The following is a 26,109-nucleotide window of genomic DNA, read 5'->3' on the forward strand; positions in this document are numbered from 1 at the left end:
GTCCACCGACACCTCCGCCCCGTCCTCCCTCCCGTCCATCGCTCCGTCCGCCGTACCTTCCGAGCCCCCGACCGGCCCCACGCCCGCACCATCCGGCACTCCGACGTCCCCCTCCAAGGCGTCAGCGGAAGCGCCATCGGCACAGCCGACCGACGCCCTCGCGTCGCAGCCGCCGCAAGCCCCTAACAAGCCGTAGGGAAAACCCCATGATTCACCGCTGACGATCGACAATGGTGAACTCTCAAGTAACGTCTCCGGGCATCCGCTCAGGCCTCCCCACCCCCATCCCGACGGAGACCGCACCCCATGCCCGCTGCGACGACCGCCCCAGGACCCGGCTTACCGGACGAGCGATGGAGCACCCCCACCCCTACGGCCGCCCCCACCGTCCTGATGGACGACCGGGCCCTCACCGACTTCCTCAGTGCGGCAGTCGGCGAGTACCGACTCATCACCGCCGAAGCCCCGTTGCCCTGCTTCGCGCTCCTGCTGGGCAGCGCGGAGGGGACGACGTACCTCGTCCGACGCATCGCCTTCGGCCGCAACGCCCGGACCCGTGACCCCGCGGCTCGACGGGAGTTCCGCGAGACGATCGTGCCGAGGTTCGGACCGGCCTACGAAAACGAGTCCCGCGGCTGGTGGATGGACTCACGGGACGTTCTGACGGCGTCCCGCGAGGCGGACGCCCTCGAGATGGACCTGCTCGGCTCCATCCACATGCACCCCGACTGGCACCGCCTGGGCCCTCCCTCGGAACGCGGCCACACGCTCAGCGAGCGCCCGACCCCGATGGACCGCCACCTCTTCGGCCGCACCGGCTGGCCCCTCAACATCATCTGCTACCTGGAACGCAGGGGTGGCGTGTTCTACCACGCCCTGGCGGCCTGGTCCCCGCCTCCCGCGCGCGAGGGTGCTGAGGCTGCCGAATGCCCGCAGGTCCCCCTACGGGTCCGTACGAGTTCACTGGCGGAGGCGTGAGCGCGATGCACGAACAGGACCACGACGGCGCCCCGGGTGACGGCACCCAGGACGACGACACCCGTGCCATCCGAGCCCTGTGGGCCGAGATGGCAAGGGGCTGGGCGGCCGGTGACGCCGCTCTCTTCGCCGCGAGCTTCGCCGAGGAATGCGACTTCACGACCGTACGAGGCGACAAGCCCCCCGGTCGGACCGGCATCGAGGCCGGGCACGGCGCCCTCTTCCACGGCCCGTACGCCGGAACCACGCTTGACGCCCGTGTCGTGGCCGTCCGGTTCCTGCGCCCCGGACTGGCCACCGTCGAGGCGGAGTCCACGATCACCGCCCCGGACGGCCGGACCCTGACCAGCACGCATGCCTTGGCCGTCGTGGAACGGACAGCGCAAGGCCAATGGCTCATCCAGGCGTTCCACAACATGGTCCCCGCGGCCCGCCCGGCGCGGCGCACCCCCGACGCGAAGGAGTCCCAGGTGAACCAACCCGAACCCGGACCCCGGCCTGAACCCCGCCCCCGCGCCCGGCCCAGGCTTCGTCACCTGGCCATCGTGGCCCGCGACCCCGAGAAACTGGCCGAGTTCTACTCCTCCGTCTTCGCCATGGAGCTCTTCCACCGCGACCCCGACGGCAGTTGCTTCCTCTCCGACGGCTACCTCTCCCTCGCCCTCATCAAGCACCAGCTCGACGGCGAGACCCCCGTCGGCATGAACCACTTCGGCTTCCACATCGACGACACCACGGCCACCTCCGACGCCCTGGTGGCCGCGGGCACTCCCAAGCCGGCCGAACGCTTCACCGACCGCCCCTTCGCGGAGTACCGCGCCATGGACCCCGAGGGCAACTGGTTCGACCTCTCCGAACACGGTTTCGGTGGCCCCCGCCCACCGTCCGACCCCACCGGCGCCTGAACGCCGCCTCCTCCGCCCCGGCCGCCGCCCTCACACACCGGACAGCAGCCCCACGCTCACGGCGGCGACCGCGGGGAGCAGCATGAGCACGGCGGCTTGTACGCACCTGTTCTTGGTCCGGGCGATGCGGCTCGTCCCGATCAGCGCGCGGAGCAGGCGGGTGTGCGGGTCGTAGCTGCCCGACATGAGCCGGGACCGCAACTCCGCCCGCTCGTCCGCCCGGACGACGTCCTCGTAGACACGCTGCGAGATGACCGCGGCGAGGTGGGTGACGTGTTCGCTCGCCGCGGCCAGGATCGCCTGCGCTCGGCGCATCAAGTCCAGCATGAGCCCACACTGTTCGATGAAACGGCGGAACCGTTCCGCTTCCAGCACGACGGCCTCACACGGGGTGAGAGCGACCACTTCCGCCGTGCGCGTGGGTGCCGCTGAAGACGGACACCTCGCCCAGCAGGTCGCCCGCAACACGCTGCGTCGCGGGCTCGTCGCCTTCCTCGGTGTCCGCGTGGGCCCTTTTCGGCCTCCTCCGACCTTTCCAGTTCCAGGCCGCACTACGCCGATAGCATGTTCGAACTTATGATGATCGCCCTCATCGCTCGCCCTTCATCGGAAAAGCGTGCCATTCAGTACAAAGAGCGACTCATTTAGCTGACAACTGACAAATCGGCCAAAGCATTGATACCTATAGCATCGCGGTTGTTCTCGCGAATAAAAAGCAGATCGGCGTTCGCCGCGTGGCGTCAACCGCGGGTGATCCTGTGGGCCCTGGCGGGTGTGGTGACCCTCGGGTTCCTCATCGCGCTGGAGATCGCCGCGCGCCACTACGGCCTGCCGGGTCCGATCACAACCCAGGTGCAAGAGGTAGTACTGCGCCCCAAGTCGGGTTTCCTGCTGTACGCCAGCATGGCGCTGATGATGACGGTGCTCACCTGGCGGCAACGGCTCATCGCGGCTGGTTTCGCCATCGGCATCGACCTCGTCTTCGTACTGGTGCGGTGGGCGTTCCACGTCAAGGCGACCGAGGGCCACCCGTTCGGGAACGGCGCCTTGTGGGTGATCCTCGGCTGCGCGGTCATCGCCGTCACGCGCCGCACGGGCCAGGAACGCATCCTGCTGCTCAAGGGGGTCGGACTGGCCCTGCTGCTGGTGGCCGGCCGCAAGACCGGCGACACCTGGCTGCTCATCACGTCGAAGACACGGCCCGCGGTGCTCGACCCGTACCTGGCCGTCGCCGACCACGCGCTGGGAAACCCGTCGTGGGTGGCGGGCCGGCTGGTCAGGGCCACCGGCTCGGTCGGCGCCCATGTTCTCGACTGGGTCTACGTGCAACTCGCCGTGGCCGCAGTGGTCATGGCGCTGTACCAACTGCGCCACGTGGCCGCGGAGCGCCGCTTCCCGAGCCACCACCTGGTGCGCACGTTCCTCGTCATCGGCCTCCTCGGGCCGGGCATCTACATGCTCTTCCCGGTGGTCGGCCCGATCTTCGCCTACGGCGCCGACGGCGGACACTGGGCACTGGGGAACCTCTGGCCGGACACGCCTCCGCCGCTCACCGCCCCGCACTCGATGCCGTTCGACGAGATCACCCCGCGCAACTGCATGCCCAGCCTGCACACCGCGTGGGCCACCACGATCTTCATTCACTCCCGCAGGGCCCCGCGGGTTCTCCGGTTCGCGGGCACCTTCTGGCTGATCGCCACCCTCGGCGCCACACTGGGCTTCGGCTACCACTACGGCACGGACATCATCGCCGGCGTGGTGTTCGCCCTCACCGTCGAGGTCGCCATGCGCTCGCTCGCCCACGGCTGGGAGCGGTCGGGAATCCAACTCGTCGCCTACGGCACCACGGTCTTCGCCGCGCTCCTGGTCGCGTACCGCTGGCTGCCGATGCAGATGGCCGAGCACCCCTGGGTCTTCGGCCCCCTCCTCATCCTCGCGACGGCCTCCGTGATCCACGGCTACATACGCACCACCAGGCAGGGGGAACCCCAATCCCCACCAGCAGCCCGGCAACCGGAACCCCAGCCCGAACCGGTCTGAGCCATGCCGCGTGCCACGACACGACGAGGGCCCCGGCCGGGTTGGCGGTCGGGACCCTCGTGCGCCGAGTGGTGGTCCGGGCGGCTGCGGCCTCTACGACGGCTGCGTGAGGCCGAGGGCGTGAGATCCGGGGGACGTGAGATCCGGGGGCAGTGCCCGCCGGTTGCCCCGTCAGACAGCCGGGTCATACGGTCCAAGTGCCAGCCTCCGCAGTTCGAGAGCGAGTTCCCATGACCAGCCCGGCCGCCCGAAGGCCCCCGGTGATCACGCACTTCGCCGCCCGCGCGGGTGATCACAACGACCGCGCCATGCAGGGCTCGGGGATGATCGCCGCCGAACTCGCCTCCCGCCTGAAGACCGAACCGGTGGTGATCGGACGGCCCGAGCCGGCGCTCTGCACGAACTGGGACACCGAACTGACGGCGGCGCACCCCGCGCTCCTGGCGATGGCCCAGCAGTACGAGCGGATCTTCCGTGTCGGCGGTACGCCGGTCACGGCGCTGAGCCGGTGCGCGGTGGCCCTGGCCACCCTTCCGGTCGTCGCCGGGCATCGTCCCGACGCGGTCGTCGTCTGGTTCGACGCGCATGCCGACCTGAACACCCCGCACACCACCACGACCGGCTACCTGGGCGGCCTCGCGCTGAGCGGGCCACTCGGGATGTGGCCCACCGGTCTCGGCGACGGGCTGCGGAACGAGAACGTGATCCTCTGCGGAGCCCGTGACATCGACCCGCCCGAGCAGGCGCTGATCGACCGCGGCGACATCACACTCGTAGGGGTGGGCCCCGACATCACGGCCGGGCTCCGAGCCGCGATCGCCGGCCGCCCGGTGTACGTCCACATCGACTGCGACGTCCTCGACCCCGGCATCGTCCCGACCGACTACCTCGTGCCCGGGGGGCTCACCCTGGACGACCTCCGTTCCGTCGCCGGCATGCTTGCCGAGCACGAGATCGTCGGCCTCGAGGTCGGCGAGTTCGAGGCCGCCGAGCACCCGGCGAGCGACCTCGTCACCCCCGGCCCGCTCCTCGACGCCCTCCAGCCACTGCTCGACAAGGCGGGCGCAGCATGAGGGGCGCGGAACGGGGCTGAAGGACGGGGCAGCCTGAGACGGCCGCGCTCCTCACCGCAGCACGGAGCTACGCCGCCCTGCGGCGTGTCGCACGTTGGCGCGAAGCGGGCTCCTGTGGGTCCTCGAGCGGCCAGGCCTCCTCTTCCCCCTCTTCCCCGAAGTCAGGGGCCTGGAAGGGGTTGGTCGCCGGAGGCGGCGATGCCGCGGAGGAGCTGCGGGGCTGCCCTTCCATGGCGGAAAACAGCGACGTCGGGTCGATGAGAGGACTCTCTTTCGTAACAGGTCCCTGGCTGGCAGGTCCCTGAAGGGGCCTGGTGCGCCGTGGCCGCGCACAGCGGTCCTACAGCTTGGTCATCTTGGCGTACGGGCTCAAGATCCGCATCTGTGCCGAGCCGAAATCCACGAGTGCCGCGATTCCGTCCTCGATGCCCATCACTCGGCCGAGGCCGTACACGTCGTGGGTGACTTGGTCACCCACGGCGAAGTGCTTGGGAGCCGGTGGGACCGGGGCCTTGAAGGGGCTGGTAGGCAGGTGACGTTTCGACGCAGCAGGCTTTGTCATGGCTCAGTATGAGCCCACGTGTGTCCCGTTTCGCTGTGGCCGTCGGCACAAATCCGGACGGGAGCAACCGCTTCACGCCGCTGACCTGGTATTTCGGGAACGGGTGACGCAGAAAAACGGATCGGACGATCTTGCCACCGTGGGCTCCGTCGCTGCACACGCCTCCGCGTCAAGCACTGAGGACTTCCCGGTCGCACTCCCTCGTAGCCGCCTGTCCCCGTGCCCTCCTGCTCGGCGAGCTCGTGGGCATCGAGCACGGCTTCAGGACGACGGTGCACGCCTGCCACGCAGGAGCGGAACCACGACGGGCGCCGCCAAGGCGACCGATCGGTCTCGTGCTGCCGAACCTCGATGGCAAGGCGGGCGGGCGGCCGAGACGGAAACCGAGACGGAAACCGAGACGGGACAACGCCGAAGGGCCCCACCGCGAACGGTGGGGCCCTTCGACATCGTGCCCGGTGAGGCACTGGCGGAGGATACGAGATTCGAACTCGTGAGGGGTTGCCCCCAACACGCTTTCCAAATGTTCGTCTGGGGGTTCGGGGATATGCGGGAACGTCCTGACCTGCGGTGGAGCGGTTCGCTGGACGGGCGGCGGACGGCGCTGGACGGGGGTGAATGCAACCAAAACTGCAACCAGCGGTGCACTTGTTCTGCCTGGTCAGAAGGGTTTGGTGCCGTGGGGATGTGGGTCGGCAGACCGGCCGCCCGCGTCCGTCTGCCAGAACCCCCGAGCCCCAAATCAATGTGCCAGCGGCACGTCACTGAGCACGTCGAAGCGAAGGGCCTCCTGCGGAATCGCTTGGCCGGTGACCAACAGGGCGCGAGCCTGATCGCGGACTGAGGCTGGGAGCCATGCGACCAGCTCCCGGGCCTTGGCCTCCGATGTGGGACGAGCCGGGCGCGGTGGCCGGAGGACGAGCATGGCCCAGAGGCGTTCGGCCGGTCCGGCCGGGATACCGGCACGCTCGACCGTGGCGCAGGCCGTGATGGCGATCTGAAGACCGGCGGCATCCAGGTCGCCGAGGTAGTCCAGACGTGTGACCGGGAAGGGCAACGCCGTTAGAGACTCCAGAGGCGCGGTGTTGCGGCCCTGGACCCAGGCGACGGCGGCCCAGGGTGGGACCGCGCGGGCGCGCAGGACGCGGAGGAGCGTGCGGAAGGTGGCGTGGTTCTCGACGCAGACGACGGCGCTGGATTGGCCGATCTCCGAGGTGACCGGCTCCCAGACGAGAGGAGTCGGCAGCCGCTCGCAGCGCAGCAGCTCGAAAGTCAGCCGGTCGGGCGCCCATAGGGTGCTTCCCCCGCGCGGAGGGTTGGCATCGAACGCCTTCTCGTCGAGGAGGAGTTCGTATGCCCGTTCAGCGACGGAGACGACCGGGACCTTACCGCCGTCGGTACGCCGCAGCCAGTCGTTGACGGCCAGGAGGAGCTGTCGCTGTGTCGCGGAGAGACGAAGCGTGGCTGCCCAGCCGGCGAGTTCACTGCGCAGGGGTACGCCGACCGTCAGCAGCTTGTCGGCGGGGCGGGTTGCCCCCGGCAGGGTTATGGCTTTGGGTAGGACCGTTCGTCCCCGGCGTACGGTCGTGGTCCGGCTCGCTGACCACAGTCCTTCTTGCTCCCCGCGCCTGATCGTGTCGTGGACGACTTCGGGCAGCGCGGACGCTTCGATCCCGGGGTTCTGCGCTCCAATAGCGGCGGCAAGGTCGTCGGCGTGGCGACGGCCCCCGCGGCCGTCAGGGTCAAGTGCGACGATCAGATCGGTCAGGTTGACGGAACTCATTCTCCGAGCACCGCCCTGACGTCACGTTGTACGAGGACCAAGTCGGTCAACTCGTGGGATCCGTCGTCCACGACCACGACCTTCTCACCCGAAGACGGGCGGGAGCGCCGGCCGAGCATGATGGTGCGGTCGAACATCGACAGTGCCCCTTTGTCCTTGGGCGCCGCGGTGAACAGCAACTGCAGGCCGAGCTGGTCGGCGGCGCGTCGCATCGTCCGGACGAACTGGTCCGCGGATGCCTGGCCGAACGGGTTGTCCAGCCACAGCCAGCCGACCGAGGTGGTGTCCGAGAGAGCCCGGACTTTCGTCATCGTCGCGTACAGGAGGACGCCTGCCGTCACTCGCTGCCCACCGGAGAAGTTCTTCAGCTCGGATACGTCGACGCGGTCGAGGGATAGGTCGATGTGCGGTTTGAGCAGACGCACCCTGAAGGGCGCGTCTACCAGCGCCCGGGCGGCGGCGAACAGCAGCGACCGTGCGTCCGACCGGCCGGCGCCGGGTGTCAGGAGGGAGTGGACGACGCGAGCGACCCGGTCGATGGCGACGGATTCGTCGGCTGGAATCTTTTCGTGCTCGATGACGACGAAGCGTCGCTGGGACCACTCGCCCAGTCCGTCCGGGAGCCGTGACTGGTTCTGGTAGGCGCGAAGCCGGTCGAGCGCCCGCGACGCCTGCACGTGCAGCATGACCGCGCAGGTATGGACGTCGCGGTCATGTCGGTTCAGGTCGTCCCGCAGCGAAACAGCTCGCTGTTCGAGCTCGCCCGCGATGCGTTCCGACTCCGCGGGAAGCTGCTCGTCGCCGCGCAACCGTGAGATCAGGTCGATGACGCGGGAATCCTCCGCGGCCTCGACCTTGCGCGCCTGTGAGCTGTTGGCGTGTGCGCGGACTGTGCTGGCCTCCCTCTGCCGGGCCTGCTCGCTGTCCGTCAGGTGCTTCCGTGACTCGCGGACGCGTTCGGAGACGGCCGAGATCCGGGCGGTGAGGGCGGCGATGTCATCCGCACGGCGACCGGTCAGTGCCGGGTCGGCGAGATAGCGCAGCCCGCTCACGCTTGCCTCGACCAGCTGGGCTGACTGGCGCGCCGCCGTCACAGCGGTCTCCGCGTTTCGGGCGAGTTGTTCCTCGGAGCGCTGGGTGAGCAGCGACTGGGACGCCAGTTCGTCGAGCTGGTCGGCGAACCCATCGGCTTCGTCCCCCTCGGCGACCAGATCCGCCGACGGAAACCCCTCGATGTCAGGGGAGGATCGGTCTGCCCGGTCCTCGGCCTGCCGCTGGAATTCCCGCTTGGCCGTATCAGCGGCCTGCCATGCCTTCGCGTACTCCTCGCGCGCTTCCGCCTCGCGAGCCTCGGCCTGACGGGTGGCGGTGCCGAGCGCGACAGGATGCCGCGCGTCATCGGTGCCGGCGAACCGCTCGGCCAGACGCCGCAGGTCGATGTCGGCGTCCAGTTTCGCGTCCAGGTCCGCGAGGTGTTGCCTGGTGTCAGTGATCAGTTGGCGCAGTTCCGGGTCGACCGCGGCATCTTCCAGGGCCGATGTGACGCTCTTCAGCCGCGCTCGGATGGTGGGCGCGTCATCGGTGGGGACAGGGCCGTCGATGGTGGCGGACAGCCCTGCGCTGCGTAGTTCGTCGGCCGCGTCGTCCCGGCGGCCTGCGAGGGTGCGTACAAGGTCGCGTGCCCGGTCGACAGCGACGGCGAGGGCAGGCATCTCCTCGCCGAGCTGGTTGACGCGGCGGCGGTGCTCGGCCTCGGCCGTGCGTAGCCCCGGCAGCTTCTCACGGGCGCTGGAGAGGGCGTCTGCAGCGCTGATCACAGGGATGAGGAGCCGCCGCATCTCGGTCGCGCGGTCGATGACTTCTTGCGCGGCAGCTCGCGCGGCCTCGTGCTCCTGCTTGAGCCGGGCGAGGTCCTGGAGTGCGTCCGCCGCGGCTTGTGCATCGCTGCGGGCTGCTTCCACCCGTTCCTGAGCGGACCGGATCTTCTCCTGGACAGCGGTACGCGGATCCCCAGGGAAGTCCTTCCAGAACTGGGTCAGGGCCGCGAGGGCGCCGCGGGCGTCGGAGGCACGCTGACCAGCTTCCTGGAGGCGAAGAGTCGCTGAGGTCAGCGCGCTCTCGGCGGCGGTGAGCATGTCACTCGCCGCCTCCCGGTCGTAGGTACCCGGGTGGGGGAGCAGGACTCGGGCGAGTGTTCCGTCGGAGTGGTCGGCCGCACTCGGTGATATGGCGGTCTCTGGGTCAAGGACGGCACCGACCCAGACCGCCGTGTCGGTGTCGAGATCACCGATGGCGTCGAGGGCACGATGGAAGTGGTTGGGGTGGGAGACCACCACGCCGGACGCGATGTCGGGACGTGCCGTCGCGAAAGATCGGGCGGCTTGAGAGGTCATCGTGTCTGCCAGCCACCGCCATCCCGGCCAGGCCGGCACATCGGCGTCCTGGCAGCGCCGGACGGCCTCTTCGACCAGCACGGATGCCGGAAGCAGACCGTCGGCGCCGACCGCGTCGAGGGTACGCCGGGCCTCAGCGGCCACGGTACGTGCCTCGTCGGCGTCCCCGTCAGCCGTCTCGGCGCGTTGGCTCAGCGCATCCGTGAGTGCTGTGCGGGCGGTCCACAGCTCGATGCCGCTGTCACCGACGGCGTCTCGTATACGTTCGTCATCCTCCAGCGCGCGGACCCTCTGGTTCACCTGCCGTAGCTGCCGCTCTGCGCTCTCCACGTCGTGCCGGGCGGCGACGATCGCGTTCTGGGCCTTCGAGACGGCCTTCCGCTGGGCATCAGCCTGTTTGTCGACGGATTTGAGCGCTCCGCCAGCAGCCTCGCGGCCCCTCAGCGCCGAAGCGGCTTTCTCCGCCCACTCGGCTTCCACTGCTGCCGGATCGGCACCCTCACGGAGCAGGTCGACGGTGACCGCCTCGGAGAGGATCCTTTCGGACTCGGTGATCTGATCACTGACGTGCCGGATCTGCTCGGCGGCGGTCGCGTGTGCCGCCACGGCCTTCTGGCGTTGGTCCTGGGCTGTCGCCAGGGAAGTGAGGGCCTGTTCCCGTCGCTCCTCGGCGGCACGGAGGTCGGCGGCGGCACGGTCGCGTTGGTCGGTGAGGAGCCGGGCGAGGGCATGCAGGTGCTGCTGTTCCTCCTTACGAAGGTCCGCGGTCTGCTTCTCGGCAGCCTCAAGGCGGGCCGTGAGCCCGGCCAGCTGAGTCTTGGCCGTGCTGGCGTCGAGTACATCCTGGACGAGTCGCCAGGCGGCCAGTTCGCGAACTGCCCGGTCGCGGACCGCGCGGCGCTTGTCGGCGAGGGCTGCGGCGGCGTTGGCCCTGAGTTCGGCCCCTCTCAGCCGCATCCGCAACCGGTGCGCCTGTGCCCTGCGTGCGGTCGCGCCCGCCTCCCGGCGCAGGCGTTCGTGCTCCTCATGTTTCTCGCCGGCACTGGCGTCCTCGGCGGCCAGTTCGGCGAGCGTCGCCTCGGAGTCGGCCACAACAGTTGCGGCGTTCGCCTCGGCGGTGGCCACCGCCCGTCGGTGAGTAGCGACCTGATCATGGGCGATGGCGAGGCGGAGCAACGGTTCGGTGAGGCTCTCCCACAGGGCGAGTTCGTCGGACCATCGGGGGCGGGCGGTGGCGTTCGCCCGCAGGACTTCGATGCTCTTGCTGATCTGCTCGACGGTCGTGGTCGGGGTGGTCGCGCCGATGAGCCAACGTACGCAGGCGTCGGAATCAGGAAACCGCATCACATGGTCGACGCCGCCTTCGGAGGCGTTCATCTCGGACTGGAACCGCAACTGCTCCACATCGACTCCAGCGGCGGCCAGCCAGTCACCCCAGGCCCGTTGGTGGTCCGAGGGACGATGCGGCGGTAGCGCGCCGCCGTTGGGCAGCATCCCGCGCACCGCCTCCACGAACTGCGCATGGGTCGCGCGTCGGCCGACGCTGGTACGGAACGGCAGGTCTTCGATGGTCGGCCCCGAGCCGTAGGTCACCCATCCGTAGAAGTCGCGCTGCAGTTTGCGTGGGTTGTCGAGGTCCTGAGTGCCGCCGTCTGCCCAGTCGGCGACCATGCCCATGACGATGCGCTGGAGTTCGCCGTCCACGACTCGGGTGGCCTGCTCGACCACGTGACAGACATCGCCCGAGCGCACCAGCTTCGCCAGGGACCGGTCGGATTCACCCCGGATGAAGTCCCGCGTGTGCGGCAGGTACAGCCCGAAACGCAGAGCTGTGATCGTCGTCTTTCCCGTGCCGTTGTCGGCCCACAGCGCGGCGTGTCCGGTGGGCTCAAAGGGATCGGACCAGTTGATGCTGAGCCCCTCCAGCCGTGACTCGGGGAAGCCTGCGCCTACCAGATAGGTGCGCTCGAGGCGCCAGCCCGTCTGCATCACTGCCCCCTCTCGCCGAAGGGTTCGACGTAGCCGGTGTGGGCGGACTTACCCTGGCTGTCCTGTCGGTGCCCTTCCGGCACCTGCGAACCGATGATTGTCTGCCACACGAGAGGGCCGCCGGCGGTCGCGACATGAGCGCGGAAGCGGTCGGTGGACCGCCACACCTTCAGCTCAGCTCGGGGTGGCGCAACTGTCGTGTCGACCACGACCAGTCCGAAGGACGCCAGCATCACCAGCACGTCCTCGCACATCCGCACCGTGCAGTCGCGCTTCAAGCGGCCACTCGATGTCAGAGCGACCTGTTTACGGTTGGTGGCGTACTCGCGCCACGCCTCGCCGAGCCCGCCGTCGAGCGTGATTTCCTCCGCCTCGATGGCCGTCGCGTGTTCCCGTACGAGACGATCGACATCCAGGGCCGTGACGCGCCGCGTACCCGGCTCACGCACCGCACGAGCGGTCGGATAGCACCAGGCCGTCGCTCCGCCGAGGGCCAGCCCGTACACCAGGCGATCAGCCGTTCCCCGGATACGAAGCCAGGTGCTGACGTCCGTGACTGCCAGCGGCGAGGTGGGTTCGGCGATCAGCACGAGCCCTGCTGAGCGATCAGCGGTCAGTACCCGCAGGCCGAGGCCGTCGGCTGTTTCGTCGAAGGCGGTGCGCAGGTCAGGGTCGGTGTGGAAGCGGTCCAGCAGTCGGCTGTAGCCGTCATGGCGGGCTGGGGACACGGTGGGGTCGAGGCCGTACCTCAGGAGGAGGCCGACATCCCGCGCGTCGTCACGTGCCGTCATCTTCGTCCCCTTTCCGGCAGACGAGCAGATCGGGAACGTCCAGATCGGAGAGCACTCCCCGTATCCCGTCGTCCAGCGCCCACCACTCGTCCGAAGCATCGGGTCGGCCGTCGGGCCGCCAGAGCATCATCGCGTCGAGCGCGAGCAGCAGCCGCAATCTGCGACGGGCGGTCTCACGTGAACCTCCGACGACGGCGACCAACCCGTCGAGGACGGCGGACGGCTCGTCGGCGGCGAACAGCCTGTCAGCGTCGGCCAGCAAGTCGGTCAGCCGCGCCTTGGCTCCCGGCATGACCCTGTGGGCACGCAGCACGTGGGCCACATCGTGGAACTGCTCCGGGAACTGCTCGTACACTCCGTCAGCGTCTTCGAGCGGCTCCTCCGCAATGGGCGCAGCTTCCGGGGTCGGCACTTGCTGCGGCGGCACGGCAAGTCGGTTCGCGAGCGTCGCGACATCCAACAGCACCCGTGGAGCCGGCGGAGACAGCTCAGCGCCGCGGGGCAACGGCAGGCCGCCCAGAAGCGCCGTGAGCACGTCTGCGGTCGGGTCGATCTCGCTCACCGGCACAGCACTGAACGCCTGCGCGGCCTGGGCCTCACGCCAGCGCGGAGCGGCCCCGATCACATCGGTCTGCAGCGCGGCCAGGGTCTCCACCGCGTCACCGAGCCGCGACGCGGCCACGGACAACTGCCGGACCGCCACTGGGTCTTGTTCTTCGGAGGCGTCCGCCCGCAAGTTCTCCAGGTGCCGCAACAACGTCCCGTCGACGTTGATGCGCCGCTCCAGATGCGCAGCCGCGGCTATGAGCTCAGGCCGCAGGACCCGCAGGTAGTCGACACGGGTCACATCACGTTCGGCCTCGGCGATCATGCGCCGGACGTTCGCCGCGTAGGTTCGCGACAGCGTCAGGGCGTCCTCCGCCGAGTCGATCGCCGCGTCCAGACGCCCGCTCTCGGCCTGTGCCCGCATGACTGCGATCACTGCCTCGTGCTCGTCCTCCAACGACCGGTTGGTCGCGATGAGCAGCAAGGTCACGGCGGTGTTGTCAGCGTTGACGTGCAGGGTGCGCCCGTCGGCGGCCAACGTCTCGTACAGCACACGTACCTGAAGGGGAACCGGCTGCCAGCTGGAGTCGGGATCCGCGTACTCGACAGTGAAGTACGGGGTCGGCTCGTCGTGGCGCAGGAGGTGGTCGAGGAGGTGCCGGGCGACGTGTTCGTGTTCCTCAGCAGGGCGGCGCGGGGCCATGCTGCCGGCCACCCGGGCCATGTCAGCGAGCACCTCGTCACGGGGGGCGCCGAGAGTGCCCTCCAGCCCGGAGGACAGCGCGATCGTGTCCACGCACGACTGGATCAAGGCGACGAAATCGTACGCCTGCCACTGCACACTCGATGGGTTCCTCGCCCGGTTCAGGTGCACCTCGAAAATCGGCGAGAGATGCGCAAGTGTTCGACGGCGGCGCGCGGCAGTGCTTGTCAGCGGAGAACCGGTGCTCTTCACGCGCACCTCCTCAGCCGGTCGGGCTACGCCGTCGACTCCCTGATGCCAATGAGTATGTCCAGCAACCGAGGCCACGACCCCTCCATCGTTCGGGCCTCTGAGCCTGGCAGGTGCAGAGCAAACGAGAAGACCTTTTCCGACTATATGCGGCAGCGTGCGTCTTGCCGCCAAAGACTGGCTTTGCTCAGTTTCCCGGCGAAAGGAAGCATCATGGAAGCCAATTCGGATCGCACGGTCACGAACAGCGCCCGAGTCTGCAAGGAACAGTCCGGTACCGGTGCGCTGCAGGCGTCGACCTCGGCGCCAGAGCGGGCCGCGTCCATGCTGCGGGCGCATGACGCATGGGCTCTGTCGGTCGAGGTCCTGGGAGACGCGCTGGGCGCGACGTTCTTCGAGAAGGAGCTGGGCGACGACCACCAAGCGTGGCTCATCGCCCTACGCGGCCGGATCGTGGTCGCCACGGTCCCCGGACTGTCTGAGGGAGCGAAGAAGCACCACATCCGGCGGCTCTTCTCCGAGTACATCAGTCATGGCTGGGCCGCCATCACGGTGGATGCCGAGGAAGAGGTGACCTTCGCCGAGACTTTCCTGGAGGAGGTCGACCCGGCCGAGACCTTCTTGGGCGAGGTCGGCCCGGAGCGCGGTCCTGCAGACGATCCGCCCGACGTGGGCGTGAAGCAGAGCATGGACGTGCGCGACCTCTACGAAGGATCCGCCTACGCGCCACTGCACGGCTGGCGCAGTGACGAGGAGGTGATCACGGCACTGCGCACGCTGATCACTGGTGCACTTGCCGGCACGGCCGAGGACATGCCGGAGGAGGTCTACCCGCTTCCCGAGGGCGTCGGAGCCATGGTCGCGATCGGCTACGACGAGCAGGGAGCGCTGCATCCTCTGGTCTGGGTCCGCACTGACATCCCCAGCGGGTTGCGAGCGGACCTGTGGGGGTACTGCGCCGCGCTGTCCGCCAGCCTCGACCGCGTGGATGTTGAGCCCGACGAGAACGGGATCTTCTATGTGGGAATGGAAGGCTCGCCGGTGACCGGCCCGGGCGTAGCGCTGCTCGCGGCGGCCATGGTGCAGCGGATGGGCCGGCGCCCTGAGGACTGCGCCTTCCCTCTCCTCGCGCCTCCCTCCCAGGCAGAGGAGACACCGCCTCTGGCTGCGTGACGGGGAGAACGCCGCGCCCGACGGCCAGAGGGCGGTCCGCCTGACAGTCGTGTGGGGCCCGGAAGCTTCCCGCTGCCGGAAGCTTGGCTGCGGACTCGTTGGGCGTGCAGTCTGGCGAGGCCGACGGCTCGTGCGGCGGCGAACTCCTCGCGCTGCTGCCTCGCGCCTCGCATGCCCAAGCGGCGTCTATACGGGCGGCGACCTGCCGGGGCCTGGTTTGAACAGGTCCCGGTCGGCGTGCTTTCGGGGGTGGAGGTGTCAGGAGTGCCCGTCGTGCTTGATGCGGGCTGCGAGTGCGGCGGCCTGCTGCACGCATTCTTTGGCGTCTCTGGTGACCTCGGATCCGCTGAAACGGACGATGCGCCAGCCGTCGAGTTCGAGTTCGCGCTGTCTGGCCCTGTCGCGGGTGAAAGCTTCCGGACTGGAGTGCCAGGAGTAGCCGTCGAGTTCGATGCCGATCTTCTGGTCGGGCAGGGCGAAGTCGATCCTGTACCGGCCGCCGAAGACGGGATGCTGCGACTTCAGGCCGCTCAACTCTGGGGGAGTCGTGTGCAGGTAGGCGCGCCAGAACGCTTCCTCGATGGGTGATTCGAGGCTGGGAAAGAGGTCCACGACCTGCTTGAGGGCGGCATCGGGTGTCGCGGCAGTGATCGTGACGGTGGCGCAGGAGAACGCGAACCAGAGATCGTTGGTGGGACCGTCAGGGATACCCAAGCCGTGACCGGACAGGTCTTCGTAGGTGTGCGGCAGTTCGGGGGCCGCGACAACGACGGGCTTGCCGCGGCCTTTGGCGTAACCGATCTCGACGAGCGTGCCGTAGGCGGTGGGGTCGTCGAGCCAGGCAAAGACGATGTCGGCGACGTCGATGGCCGCGAGGCAGAGTTCCCGGATCTTGGGTCGCTGCGGAAGGTTGCCGTAGGTGTAGCAAGCCAAGCAGCCGTCCATGCCGCAACCGTGCGTGCTGGGACCATGGCCGCACCTGTGGTCGTCGCCGATGAAGTAGGGGCCGACGTAGTCGAAGGTGTCGAGGACACCTCGCTTCATAACGGGCCACGGCTCGGATGGGTTGTCGTCCGTGACTTCCCAGGCGTAGCGGAGTTCCCAGCCGAGCAGTTCATGGCGCCAGTCATAGGGTCCGATCTTTCCTGCGAGGTAAATGGACGGCACTGGGCCTCCCGGGTGGTTTCAGATGATCTGGTGTGGTGACGGTACGACCGAGATGGTTCGCCCGTCTGGAGGTTTGATCAGAAGGACGGTTCGTCGGTGGCCGCGTCTAGCCCCCTTGGATCCGTTCCCCCGGGTTCAGGGGGCCGGTTTTTAGCCCGCAGCCCGTTGCCGCGACGGCTCGTCTCAAGCAAGCCCGACCTTGAGGAACAGAGGAGACGTCGAGGCGTGGCGCACTCCGGCAGGCGGCCCTATGCGGCGTGCGGGATGCAGGTGGTAGGACGTGTCCAGAGAGGATTCGCATACCGGTGCGGCAGGAGTGCGACAAAATAGGCTGGTCACCTTCAACCTGCAAGGGAACGCTGCATGACCTCGAACTCGACGCCCCGACACCAGGGGCGCCTCGAACTCACCTGGACCGACAAAGACAAGACGCTGCTGTCGACCGGAGACGGTAGGTACGACTACACGTTCGTCGAACCGTCGGACTACAGGGTCTCCGAGGTCCGGCTCCTCCACGAGGTTGATCGAGTCGAGGCACCGACACCCGAAGGTCGTCCGGCAGACCTGCCGGCGCCGACCCACGACAACCTCCTCATCACCGGCGATGCGATGCACGTACTGGACGCGCTCGCCAAGATTCCGGCCTATGCCGAGAAGTACCTGGGTCGGGTGAAATTGGTCTATATCGACCCGCCCTTCAATACAGGTCAGGCATTCACCAACTACGAAGACAACATCGCGCACTCGATCTGGCTCACCCTCCTGCGGGACCGGATCCGCCAGATCAGGCCGCTGCTCGCGGACGACGGAACCGTGTGGGTGCACCTCGATCACATGGAGTCGCATAGGTGCCGTGTTGTCCTCGACGAGGAGCTGGGGGAGAGTAACTTCGTTGCAGAGGTCGCCTGGCAAAAGGCGGACTCGCCCCGAAACGACACCAGGCTGCTTTCGACGTCTCAGGACACGATCCTGGTCTACCGGAAGTCCGAGTCCTGGTCCCCGAACAGAATGCCCAGGCTCGCCTCCTCGAACACGAGCCGCTACCAGTCACGTGACGGGGACCCCGTGCCCTGGCGTGACGGAGATGCGACCGCGGGCAAGGCGGCAACGAACCATCCGATGGTCTACGCGATCCAGCACCCTGTCACCGGGGGCCTGATGTATCCGACTGCTGGCCGCTGCTGGGGGAAGGCGCAGTCGTGGATGCTGAAGCAGATGTCGGAGTATGCGCCGTACGAGTTGCGTGACATCGGCGACGAAGAGGAGCGCGCACGCATCTGCGGGACAACAGCGGACAAGGTCAAGGCCGGCGTTCCAGCGATCATGCTGTCGGTGCCCGTCGAAGAGGCCGCCAAAATCGCCCGCGCCCGCTATGACGCGGGGCACTGGCCCGACATCGTGATGCTCGGCCTCCGGGAGCGCATCCAGCGCAAGAAGCATCTGGAGGACAACGGTCGCGTTCCCGAGACGCTCTGGCTGGGAAGCGAAGTCGGAGGAAACCTTCGAGGCAAGATCGAAATCAAGAATCTGTTCCCTGACGAGCATCCGTTCGCGACGCCGAAACCGGAGGCTCTGATGGCCCGCATCATCCACATCGCCTCCAATCCCGGCGACATCGTCCTGGACTGTTTCGCCGGGTCAGGCACTACCGCGGCCGTCGCCCACAAGATGGGCCGGCGATGGGTGACCAGCGAACTGTTGCCCGAGACCGTGGCCCGATACACGCTGCCCCGGCTCGCCAAGGTCGTCAACGGCCAGGATCCTGGGGGCATCACCACCGTTACCGAGCGAGTCTCGGCGGTTGACGATGACGAAGACCGCGAGGGCGGCCTTCCTGATGGAATGACGCCGGACGAGGCGCACGAGTTCAACCGGCTGCTCACCAAGGTCACCAAGGCTGTCGGGTCCGAACTCGATGCCAGCACCGTCAAGGCACTCAAGGCGGCCACCAAGACCAAGAACGTCAAGAACGTCAACTGGCACGGTGGGGGGAGCTTCACTCATCTCCAGGTCGGCGAGTCCATGTTCGTCGAGATGAGTGGCATGGTCCTGCTGGCCGACTGGGCCGTCCAAGGCGCACTGGCCGAGGCGATGTGCGCCCAGCTGTCCGTCCCTTACAAGCCCGACGGCATCTTCGCAGCCAAGCAGGGCCGTTCCCGTTACGTCGTCATCGACGGCATGGTCGGTACGGGCACCGTCGCGTCCATCGTCGACAGGCTCGCAGAGGACGAGGTCGTGGAAGTGTGGGCCACCCAAATCCAGGACGGTGCCGCCGAGGCACTGAAGCAGGCCCGCCGCGGATCCCGGCTCGAACTCATTCCTGACAAGGTTCTCGACAACTACCGGCGCAAGTCAGCCCGCAAGTCTCCGTTCGGCGCAGGTCGTTCCGCGGTCCCATCACCTCGGGCCACCGAGGAACCGGCTGAGACCACCACCGTTGCCGCCGTTACCGAAGGGGAGACCGCCTGATGGGCGAGTTGCAGTTCCAGCCCGACCTCCTGGCCGAGGTCGCCCACCGCCTCGACCTGCGTGAGCCGAACCGCAAAGCCATCGAGTCGGTGATTCTCCGCACGTCCGACCACTACGACGTGCAGGAGGAGACTGAGCCGTACGAGTGCATCGTGGACTCGGCCACCGGCGTGGGAAAGACCTACGTCATGGCCGGACTGATGGAGTACCTGGCCGGAGCTGCGACCCCGGTCCGCAACTTCCTGCTGTTGGCGCCCGGACGGACAATCCGGGACAAGTCGATCCTCAACTTCACCGCTGGCAACCCGAAGTCGCTGCGGCACATGCTGCGATCCGCCCCGTACGTCATCACGGCCGACAACTTCAACGCGCAGTCCACCCGAGTCGCGATCGATGATCCGACGGTCACGAAGCTGTACGTTTTTACGGTTCAGGCCCTGACGTCAGCTACAGGCGAGGGGCGTGCAACACACGTGCCCCTGGAAAACTTGGGCATGTCCTTCTTCGACCACCTCGCGCGGCTCGATGACCTCGTCATTCTGGCGGACGAGCACCACTGCTACCGAGGACCGGCGTTCTCTCGAACCATCCGGGACTTGAAGCCCGAGCTCGTAGTCGGTATGACTGCCACGCCCGTTAGAGCGGACGAGTCCCTCGTTGCATTCCGTTACCCGCTGGCCGCCGCTATCGCGGACAAGCTCGTGAAGACCCCCGTGATGGTGGCTCGCCGTGACGACCGCTCTGACGTCGAGACGAAGCTGCTCGACGGCGTCAATCTGCTGCGTTACAAGGGCCAAGCCGTCGACGCCTATTGTGACGAGAATGGTCTGCCCCGGGTGAACCCAGTAATGCTGGTCATCGCCCGGAACATTGAGGAGGCCGAAGAATTCCAGGCCGTCCTCGACTCGGGCAGCTTCGACGGTGGTGCGTGGGTTGGAAAGACGCTCCTGATTCATTCGAAGTTGACCGGCGATGCAAAAGAGAAGGCTCTGGCCGATCTCCAAGCCGTCGAGAACCCTGACTCGCCGGTCCGCATCATCATCAGCGTCGGAATGCTGAAGGAAGGCTGGGACGTCAAGAGCGTCTACGTGATCGCCTCCATGCGGGCATCGGTCTCGGAAGTCATGACCGAACAGACCCTCGGCCGCGGTATGCGGCTTCCGTTCAGCAAGTACACGGATGTCGAGATCCTCGACACGCTCGAAATCCTGGCCCACGAGAAGTACAGCGAGCTACTGGAGAAGCGGAAGGTCCTCAACGAGGCTTTCATCGACTACGCCACATACGCAGAAGTACGGCGACTGGCCGATGGCAGCTCCGTGGTCCGCCAGAAGACGGTCGAGAGTGACGGGGAGGTCATCGGCCTTCCCGGAGGTGGTCTCTCTCAGGCCGGCGATACCAGCCGGCCTGAGGGAGACAACGTCAGCCAGAGCGGTGCGTCGGCTACTGGGCGGGGATTGACCTCGGGAGTCACTCCAGCAGTCCCCGCGCCGGCTGCCCCCGATGGGCGCGGGGTTGTGGATGTGGAAACCCGTACGCGCGAGGCAGCGGAGGCCGCCAAGAAGACCTCCACGGTGGTCCACTACGATCCGCTGCCTGATCGAGAACCTATCCTGATCCCTAAGCTGATCTCGGTGCCGCAGTTCGCCCAGGTCAGCCTTAACGAAATCGTCGACTACGGCCCGTTTGAGCGGCTCGGCCGCACCCTCACCGCCGACTATTCCGATGAGTTGAAGCGGACGAAGATCGTCGCCAGTCACGACGGCCGCAAGGTCACGACGGCGACCGAGACAGCCAACGACAAAATAGTCTCCGCGTTGCCGCTCGACATCCCTCTCTCGGTTACGCGGGAAGCGCTCGTCCGCCGAGTCATGTCCGTCAAGGGCGTGCCGAATCGCGCATTGGAGCTTGGAGCTGCCCAACGCATCGTCGACCGCCTCATTGAAGCGATGGGGGAGAAGGCAGCCGACCATCTCTCTGCCTTCGTCGACCGGTGTGGCCAGCGTCTCGCCACCGAGGTGGCCAAAACCCTCCGAGACGTAACCCAGGCCCAGGTCACCTATGACGACGACGTACAGCTCGTCGCACTCACCAAGACTCGCGAGACGCGCAAGCGCCAGGTGGCCGGCCATGCCGATGGTTCATTCGACAAGGCGATCGCCTTCAACGGCTGGAGCAAGAACCTCTACAGCCATGCCTGGTTTGACACCTCGCCGGAGTTCAAGGCAGCCAACGCTATCGACAGCGGCAAGAACGTGGTCGTGTGGGCCCGTCTGCACATCAACGATGTGCCCATCAAATGGACCTCGGAGGGGCGAGAGTACAACCCTGACTTCGTCGTCATCGAAAAGGTGGACGGGCAGCGCATCGGCTGGCTGGTTGAGACGAAGGCAGACAAGGACATGACCTCTGCCGAGGTGGTTGCCAAGCGCAAGGCAGCCCGGAGGTGGGCCAACACCGCGAACTCCTCACCAGACGTCGACATCACCTGGAAGTACCTCCTTGTGGGCGAGCAGGACGTCGAGGACGCTCAAGGGTCCTGGGAGTTCCTGAAGGGCTTCGGCCAGTAGGTTGAACGACGTGAAGCCGGGCGACGGACACTCGCCGCCCGGCTTCGTAACGCCACAGCTCGCTACTACGCGTAGCCGTCCCCGTACTTTCCGGGATTCCTGGCCCTATCCACAGCCTGTGCACGAGCATCGGCGAACGCCGTGGTCACAGCCTCGCGGTCCGTGCCGCGGACCTGAGCCTCGACCTCCTGGCCAGATCGGCGGGTGGTGTGCCAGCGCACCGGTAGATCCGTGTAGAGATCGGTTTCGAACTCCCAGGCTGGCGTGGACCATTGCTCGTCGCGGCCGATGTTGAGCCGTTCGCCGCCGGGCAGGAACATGGCGTGGGCATGGTGGACAACCCGGCGGTCCGGCATGCGGTCGCGGATAGCTTGCACGCCGCCAGGGCCTTCGCGCTCCCACTGCGGCCGGTCCCACTTCTCCACATGCGCAGGCTTGCCAGGGTGATCGGCGCGCCACTGGGAGACCACGGCCTGGGCATGCTCGTTGTGCAGGAACGGAACATACCGCTCGCCGAGACAGGCCACGTACACATCCGACCCTGCTTGTACGGGGCCCTGACTCAAACCCGACACGGGACCTCCAGGTGTCGCCGGGAACTGGTGCGGTGTTGAGCCCCAGATCAGGGCGCCGACCTTCGCTGCCGTCTGCTGGAGCACTTGGCCGGTGAGGTGCTGGTAGCGGCGACGCATCCGGGCGGACTTGCCGGGCTCCCAGCCCATGATCCTGTCGACGACCGCTTCGGGGACGCCGAGGATGAGCAGCACCGTGGCGGCGGTGTGCCGGGCGTCGTGGAGGCGTCCGTCGCGGACGTTCGCCGCCTTCAGCAGGTCCTTCCACCGGTGGAAGTCGGTGTTGGGGTTGAGCGGCTCGCCGATCGGCGAGGTGAACACGTACCCCTTCTCCACCCACAGGTCCCGGGCGAGAGTGCGCTCGCGGTCCTGTTTCTCCTTGTGCTGCCGCAGCAGCTTGAGCAACTCTTCGGGCATGCCGATCGGGCGCTTGCCGGCGCGGGTCTTGGTGTCCTTCGTCTCGCGACGGATGCTGATCTTCTGCGGACAATAGCCGGGCTTGCGCCCGCACTTGTCGCCGCAGCCGTGCTTGTAGCGGGGCCGCAGGCGCCCTCGGCGTACGAGGATCACGCCGTTCTCGAAGTCGACGTCCCCCCACTGCAACCCGAGGGCCTCGCCCTGGCGCAGGCCGAGGGCGAGGGCGATGACCCAGCGGGCGGTGTTGCGGTGCTTGCCCGCTTCGAGGAGGAGGCGCTGGACCTCCTCGATCGTGTACGGCTCGACCTCCTCCTCTTCGAGCTTGGGGGCCTTGGCGATGGAGGCCGGGTTGATGGCGAGATGGCGGCGGCGTACGGCCTCGTTGAGTGCCGTGCGGACCGTGCGGTGCGCCTGGTGGGCGGTGCCGGCGGAGCTGCCGTTCGCCTGCATCTTCCGGTAGAAGCGCTCCAGGTGTTCCGGCTCCAGCTTCTCCAGGCGGTGGGCGCCCAGGCCGGGGATGAGGTGGTGGTAGACCGCCACGCGGTAGCCGTCGATGGTGTTCTCGCCGACGCTGGGCGCGGCGATGTTCTCCACCCAGTGGGTCAGCCACGTCGCGACGGTCCAGGTCTGGCCCGCCTTGGCGACACCGGTGGAGTCGCGCTGCTTCTCCAGTTCGCGCACGAGTTTGGTGACCTCGGGGCGCGTCTTGCGGCTGACGTGGCGCCGGTCCGGGGTGCCGTCGTCCTTGACGCCGACGGTGACATAGCCGTGCCAGCGACCGTCCTTCCCGAGGAAGATCGAGGAGGCGCCGTTGGGCTGGCGGGACGTGCTGGGCTTCTTGGCCTTTGCCATGCGCGCCCGCCTCAGGCCGCAGCGTCGAAGTCCGAGGCCCGAAAGCGTCGGGCTAGGAACTCACCGACCGCCTCAGCGGGTATGCGGCGCAGGCTGCCGATCTTGACGGAGGCGATCTCGCCGGAGGAGACGTACTCGTACAGCTTGGTGCGGCCGATGCCGATCCGGCGGGCGGCCTCGGTGACGGTGAGGGCGACCAGGGTTGTGTCGCTGGCGGTTCGCCGCTCGGCCATCAGGGTGCGCAGGGCGTCTTCGGGGACGTCCAGGAGCTGGGCTATCTGGGATATGGGCAGGGCGGGCTGCGACAAGGGGTACTCCTCCCGCCGGCATCGCGGCCTCGCGGGAGCGGCAACTCCCGTCGGCCTGGCCGGTGGCGTCGTTCAGGGATGGATGGGTGATCGTCGGCGACAGGGGTCGCCGCGCTTATGGGGTTCTCGGCGTTCGTAGCGCCGGTGGGGCAACGGCCGGCTACTCGTCGGCGGGCGGCTGCTCCTGGTTTCGCAGGTGTGCCTGGGAAGGGTGCAGGCTTCTCATCGCGGCTCGTTCTTCGAGCCGGAGGAGTTCGTCGACCTGTCCTCTCTGCTCGGGGCCCTTGTCCCCGTAGGCGTCGAGTTCCATCTGGATCTCGTGCAGGTGCATCTGGTTCCGGTCGATCGCCGCTCGCAGTTGGCGGTACTCCAGCGTCATCTGGACGTACGTCTGGGCGAGCTGGCGGATGCGGGGCGTGGCCAGCTCTCCTGGCGGTCCGGTCAGGTCCTGCATGGTGATGTCGAAGACCTTGCAGAAGCCGAGCGCCTCGTCGAGGTTGACCCTGCGACGGGGTTTGCCGCTCTCGATGCGCCAGATCGCCGACTGGTTGATCGGATGGCCGGCAGCGGCCATCTCCTCGGCGAGCTTCACCGTGCTCCAACCGCGGACCTCGCGCTCCAGCTTGATGCGTGCGGCGGCATGATCCTCCGGCATCGGACGACCCGGGCCGGCGCGCTCCGCACCTTCCTCACCGCTCATTCGCACCTCCCTTCACACGACAACGGGCCCACTGGGGCGAGCGTCCACAACTAAACATCATTGCGGAGTGAAATGCAAGGCGTTGCGCTTCCGAAAATTTCAGCTATGGTCGTAGTCCGCCGTACAGCGGTGGACGCATCCGCACACGCAAGCGGCCCCGGTGCTACGAACACCGGGGCCGAGGTAGAGGCTCCACCGCACAACCATCCATCCCTGAACGATCGAAACCGGCACCGCCGGGGTTGCCGCCCCATAGTGGCCTGCCGGGTGAGGAGCTCTATGCCTCAGGGTACGACCCTGCCGCCCGAGATGCCATCCCGCTTCGACGAGGGCCCCACGCCTATGGAGCCTCCGTACAACGTGGACGCCGAGCGCGCGGTCCTCGGCGCCTGCATGCACAAATCCGACATCATCGACGTGGTCCGGCCCATCCTGGGCGAGGACGCCTTCTATCGCCCCGCGCACGAGACGATCTGGCGCGCGCTCCTCGCCCAGCACCGCGAGGACAGGCCGACCGACCCGATCGTCCTCACCGAGCTGCTCCAGCAGCAAGGGGACCTGCAGCGTGTCGGTGGCCGTCCCTACCTGCACCAGCTCGCCGACGTGCACTACGGCACCGGTGGCGCAGAGCAGCATGCGGAGATCATCCGCGAGAAGGCCAACCTCCGCCGCCTGCTCGCCTCCGCGGTCCGCACCGTCCAGCGTGCCCAGGAGCCGGGCGCCGACCCCGAGGCGATCCGCAGTGAGGTCGAAGCGGAGATGCGGGCCGAGCGCGAGCGGGCCCTCGCCTCGGGCCAGGGCCGGCTGAACCGCTTCGCCATCGACGGGTGGTCCTTCGTCAAGGAGACCGGCGCGGACGCCGAGCCCCTGTGGGGCACCCGAGAGAAGACCGTCTGGGCACCGGGCGAGAGCCTGATGATCGTGGGCGCACCCGGTGTCGGCAAGACCACCCTGGCCCACCAGGTGATCTTCGCCCGCCTCGGCCTGCAGGAGACGGTCCTGGAGATGCCGGTCGCTCCCAGCAGGCGGGTGCTCTACCTGGCAATGGACCGGCCCAAGCAGATCGCCAAGGCCATGGCCCGCCGCGTCTTCGACACCGACGAAGCGATCCTGCGTGAGCGGCTCGTCGTCTGGGAGGGGCCACTGCCCACCACCCTCGACAAAGAGCCCGACCTCCTCGCCGACCTCGCCGCCGCCCACCAGGCCGACACCATCGTGATCGACAGCCTCAAGGACGCGGTCAGCACGATGGTCGACGACAGCCTCGCCGTCGCCTTCCACAACGCCCGCATGCGCGCCCTGCGAGGCGGCGTGGAGATCCTGGAGCTGCACCACCAGCGCAAGGCCACCGCCGACGCCCCACGCGGCCAGCGCCCCAGCCTGGACCAGGTCTACGGCTCCACTTGGATCACCGCCGGCGCGGGCAGCGTCCTCTTCGTCACCGGCCGGGCAGGCGACCCAGCCGTCACCCTGCACCACCTCAAGACCCCCACCGGTGAGGTCGGCCCGCTGGACGTCACCCACGACCACAAGCGCGGCACCACCACGGTCGACCCGACCAAGGACCCCGCCGTCCTGCTGCGCAACGCCCCTGGCGGCATGACCGCCCGCGACCTGGCGACCGTCCTCATCGGCGGCGGCGAACCCGAACGGGCCGACGTCGAAAAGGCACGGCGCCACCTGGCTCGCCTCGTCGACAGCGGCCTGGCCACCAGGGCCGACGGCGTCGCCGGAGGAGCCGGAGGCGGGCAGCAGACCCGCTACTACGCCTCCTCCCGCCACCTCACCGCCGTCGGCTGAGCCCCGCCACCGGCCAACGCGGAGCGATCACGCGACCGTACACGCGGCCCTCACGCGAACACCCCGCCA

Annotated in this window: 17 protein-coding genes and 1 pseudogene; 8 read left to right on the top strand and 10 right to left on the bottom strand. The window is 67.9% G+C overall.

All coding sequences use genetic code 11. The features are described 5' to 3' along the window. Nucleotides 1–306: 306 nt before the first annotated feature. Together IG99_RS38205 and IG99_RS38210 are read left to right on the top strand one after the other, a co-directional pair. Nucleotides 307–978 (top strand): hypothetical protein, encoded by a 672-nt coding sequence (locus tag IG99_RS38205; RefSeq protein ID WP_051866415.1) that lies wholly within the window; start codon nucleotides 307–309, stop codon nucleotides 976–978. Nucleotides 979–983: 5 nt separating this feature from the next. Then, on the top strand, nucleotides 984–1,883 hold the full coding sequence (locus tag IG99_RS38210) for an SgcJ/EcaC family oxidoreductase (RefSeq protein ID WP_037682572.1): 900 nt from the start codon (nucleotides 984–986) through the stop codon (nucleotides 1,881–1,883). Nucleotides 1,884–1,913: 30 nt separating this feature from the next. On the opposite strand, the gene IG99_RS49840 is transcribed toward IG99_RS38210, so the two are convergent. Next, nucleotides 1,914–2,198, bottom strand: coding sequence for a hypothetical protein (locus tag IG99_RS49840; protein WP_199815700.1), 285 nt, complete (start codon nucleotides 2,196–2,198; stop codon nucleotides 1,914–1,916). A 438-nt stretch (nucleotides 2,199–2,636) separates the two neighbouring features. Here IG99_RS49840 and IG99_RS38220 point away from each other — a divergent pair, with 438 nt between their 5' ends. Next, nucleotides 2,637–3,923, top strand: coding sequence for a phosphatase PAP2 family protein (locus tag IG99_RS38220; protein ID WP_199815699.1), 1,287 nt, complete (start codon nucleotides 2,637–2,639; stop codon nucleotides 3,921–3,923). A 230-nt stretch (nucleotides 3,924–4,153) separates the two neighbouring features. Continuing rightward, entirely contained in the window at nucleotides 4,154–4,996 is an 843-nt protein-coding gene (locus tag IG99_RS38225; protein ID WP_037682573.1) for an arginase family protein, read from the top strand. Between the two features lie 340 nt (nucleotides 4,997–5,336). On the opposite strand, the gene IG99_RS38230 is transcribed toward IG99_RS38225, so the two are convergent. The 5 genes from IG99_RS38230 to IG99_RS38250 all read right to left on the bottom strand — a co-directional run bounded on the left by IG99_RS38230 (nucleotide 5,337) and on the right by IG99_RS38250 (nucleotide 14,015). Next, on the bottom strand, nucleotides 5,337–5,558 hold the full coding sequence (locus IG99_RS38230; RefSeq protein ID WP_037682575.1) for a hypothetical protein: 222 nt from the start codon (nucleotides 5,556–5,558) through the stop codon (nucleotides 5,337–5,339). A 742-nt stretch (nucleotides 5,559–6,300) separates the two neighbouring features. Beyond that, nucleotides 6,301–7,341 (bottom strand): hypothetical protein, encoded by a 1,041-nt coding sequence (locus IG99_RS38235; RefSeq protein WP_037682578.1) that lies wholly within the window; start codon nucleotides 7,339–7,341, stop codon nucleotides 6,301–6,303. Continuing rightward, nucleotides 7,338–11,723, bottom strand: a complete 4,386-nt coding sequence (locus IG99_RS38240) for a coiled-coil domain-containing protein (protein WP_037682580.1) — start codon at nucleotides 11,721–11,723, stop codon at nucleotides 7,338–7,340. Before IG99_RS38240 ends, IG99_RS38235 begins: the two co-directional genes overlap by 4 nt. Continuing rightward, on the bottom strand, nucleotides 11,723–12,514 hold the full coding sequence (locus IG99_RS44525; protein ID WP_051866419.1) for a hypothetical protein: 792 nt from the start codon (nucleotides 12,512–12,514) through the stop codon (nucleotides 11,723–11,725). The genes IG99_RS38240 and IG99_RS44525 overlap by 1 nt, the downstream gene beginning before the upstream one ends. Beyond that, the gene (locus IG99_RS38250; RefSeq protein ID WP_158973324.1) at nucleotides 12,501–14,015 is read right to left on the bottom strand and encodes a hypothetical protein; all 1,515 of its coding nucleotides are present in this window, start codon (nucleotides 14,013–14,015) and stop codon (nucleotides 12,501–12,503) included. Before IG99_RS38250 ends, IG99_RS44525 begins: the two co-directional genes overlap by 14 nt. Nucleotides 14,016–14,225: 210 nt before the next feature. Here IG99_RS38250 and IG99_RS38255 point away from each other — a divergent pair, with 210 nt between their 5' ends. Continuing rightward, nucleotides 14,226–15,185: a hypothetical protein gene (locus tag IG99_RS38255; RefSeq protein ID WP_051866421.1), complete on the top strand. Its 960-nt coding sequence runs from the start codon at nucleotides 14,226–14,228 to the stop codon at nucleotides 15,183–15,185. Nucleotides 15,186–15,443: 258 nt separating this feature from the next. On the opposite strand, the gene IG99_RS44530 is transcribed toward IG99_RS38255, so the two are convergent. Next, entirely contained in the window at nucleotides 15,444–16,352 is a 909-nt protein-coding gene (locus tag IG99_RS44530) for a DUF559 domain-containing protein (protein ID WP_051866424.1), read from the bottom strand. Between the two features lie 363 nt (nucleotides 16,353–16,715). Here IG99_RS44530 and IG99_RS38265 point away from each other — a divergent pair, with 363 nt between their 5' ends. Continuing rightward, the gene (locus IG99_RS38265; RefSeq protein ID WP_078948166.1) at nucleotides 16,716–18,821 is read left to right on the top strand and encodes a site-specific DNA-methyltransferase; all 2,106 of its coding nucleotides are present in this window, start codon (nucleotides 16,716–16,718) and stop codon (nucleotides 18,819–18,821) included. Then, nucleotides 18,821–21,391 (top strand): DEAD/DEAH box helicase family protein, encoded by a 2,571-nt coding sequence (locus IG99_RS38270; protein ID WP_037682583.1) that lies wholly within the window; start codon nucleotides 18,821–18,823, stop codon nucleotides 21,389–21,391. The genes IG99_RS38265 and IG99_RS38270 overlap by 1 nt, the downstream gene beginning before the upstream one ends. A 617-nt stretch (nucleotides 21,392–22,008) precedes the next feature. Here IG99_RS38270 and IG99_RS38275 read toward each other — a convergent pair. From IG99_RS38275 to IG99_RS38285, 3 genes and pseudogenes are all read right to left on the bottom strand, one after another. Further along, nucleotides 22,009–23,232, bottom strand: a pseudogene (locus IG99_RS38275) (tyrosine-type recombinase/integrase); the annotation flags it as partial. Between the two features lie 11 nt (nucleotides 23,233–23,243). Continuing rightward, nucleotides 23,244–23,540, bottom strand: coding sequence for a helix-turn-helix domain-containing protein (locus IG99_RS38280; RefSeq protein WP_037682585.1), 297 nt, complete (start codon nucleotides 23,538–23,540; stop codon nucleotides 23,244–23,246). Nucleotides 23,541–23,700: 160 nt separating this feature from the next. Further along, a complete protein-coding gene (locus IG99_RS38285; protein ID WP_037682587.1) occupies nucleotides 23,701–24,240 on the bottom strand; it encodes a helix-turn-helix domain-containing protein in 540 nt (179 codons plus the stop codon). 279 nt (nucleotides 24,241–24,519) lie between these two features. Here IG99_RS38285 and IG99_RS38290 point away from each other — a divergent pair, with 279 nt between their 5' ends. Continuing rightward, nucleotides 24,520–26,040, top strand: coding sequence for a DnaB-like helicase N-terminal domain-containing protein (locus IG99_RS38290; protein WP_037682590.1), 1,521 nt, complete (start codon nucleotides 24,520–24,522; stop codon nucleotides 26,038–26,040). The last annotated feature ends 69 nt before the right edge of the window (nucleotides 26,041–26,109 follow it).

This window comes from Streptomyces griseus subsp. griseus, assembly GCF_000720255.1.
In the GTDB taxonomy this organism is placed as follows: domain Bacteria; phylum Actinomycetota; class Actinomycetes; order Streptomycetales; family Streptomycetaceae; genus Streptomyces; species Streptomyces griseus_I.

What these genes read in the sequence shown, in the direction of transcription:
- IG99_RS38230 (WP_037682575.1), bottom strand. Translation starts at nt 5,558, where the DNA reads ATGACAAAGCCTGCTGCGTCGAAACGTCACCTGCCTACCAGCCCCTTC.
- IG99_RS38205 (WP_051866415.1), top strand. Translation starts at nt 307, where the DNA reads ATGCCCGCTGCGACGACCGCCCCAGGACCCGGCTTACCGGACGAGCGA.
- IG99_RS38285 (WP_037682587.1), bottom strand. Translation starts at nt 24,240, where the DNA reads ATGAGCGGTGAGGAAGGTGCGGAGCGCGCCGGCCCGGGTCGTCCGATG.
- IG99_RS38210 (WP_037682572.1), top strand. Translation starts at nt 984, where the DNA reads ATGCACGAACAGGACCACGACGGCGCCCCGGGTGACGGCACCCAGGAC.
- IG99_RS38270 (WP_037682583.1), top strand. Translation starts at nt 18,821, where the DNA reads ATGGGCGAGTTGCAGTTCCAGCCCGACCTCCTGGCCGAGGTCGCCCAC.
- IG99_RS38255 (WP_051866421.1), top strand. Translation starts at nt 14,226, where the DNA reads ATGGAAGCCAATTCGGATCGCACGGTCACGAACAGCGCCCGAGTCTGC.
- IG99_RS38225 (WP_037682573.1), top strand. Translation starts at nt 4,154, where the DNA reads ATGACCAGCCCGGCCGCCCGAAGGCCCCCGGTGATCACGCACTTCGCC.
- IG99_RS38235 (WP_037682578.1), bottom strand. Translation starts at nt 7,341, where the DNA reads ATGAGTTCCGTCAACCTGACCGATCTGATCGTCGCACTTGACCCTGAC.
- IG99_RS38265 (WP_078948166.1), top strand. Translation starts at nt 16,716, where the DNA reads ATGACCTCGAACTCGACGCCCCGACACCAGGGGCGCCTCGAACTCACC.
- IG99_RS38240 (WP_037682580.1), bottom strand. Translation starts at nt 11,723, where the DNA reads ATGCAGACGGGCTGGCGCCTCGAGCGCACCTATCTGGTAGGCGCAGGC.
- IG99_RS49840 (WP_199815700.1), bottom strand. Translation starts at nt 2,198, where the DNA reads ATGCGCCGAGCGCAGGCGATCCTGGCCGCGGCGAGCGAACACGTCACC.
- IG99_RS44525 (WP_051866419.1), bottom strand. Translation starts at nt 12,514, where the DNA reads ATGACGGCACGTGACGACGCGCGGGATGTCGGCCTCCTCCTGAGGTAC.
- IG99_RS38290 (WP_037682590.1), top strand. Translation starts at nt 24,520, where the DNA reads ATGCCTCAGGGTACGACCCTGCCGCCCGAGATGCCATCCCGCTTCGAC.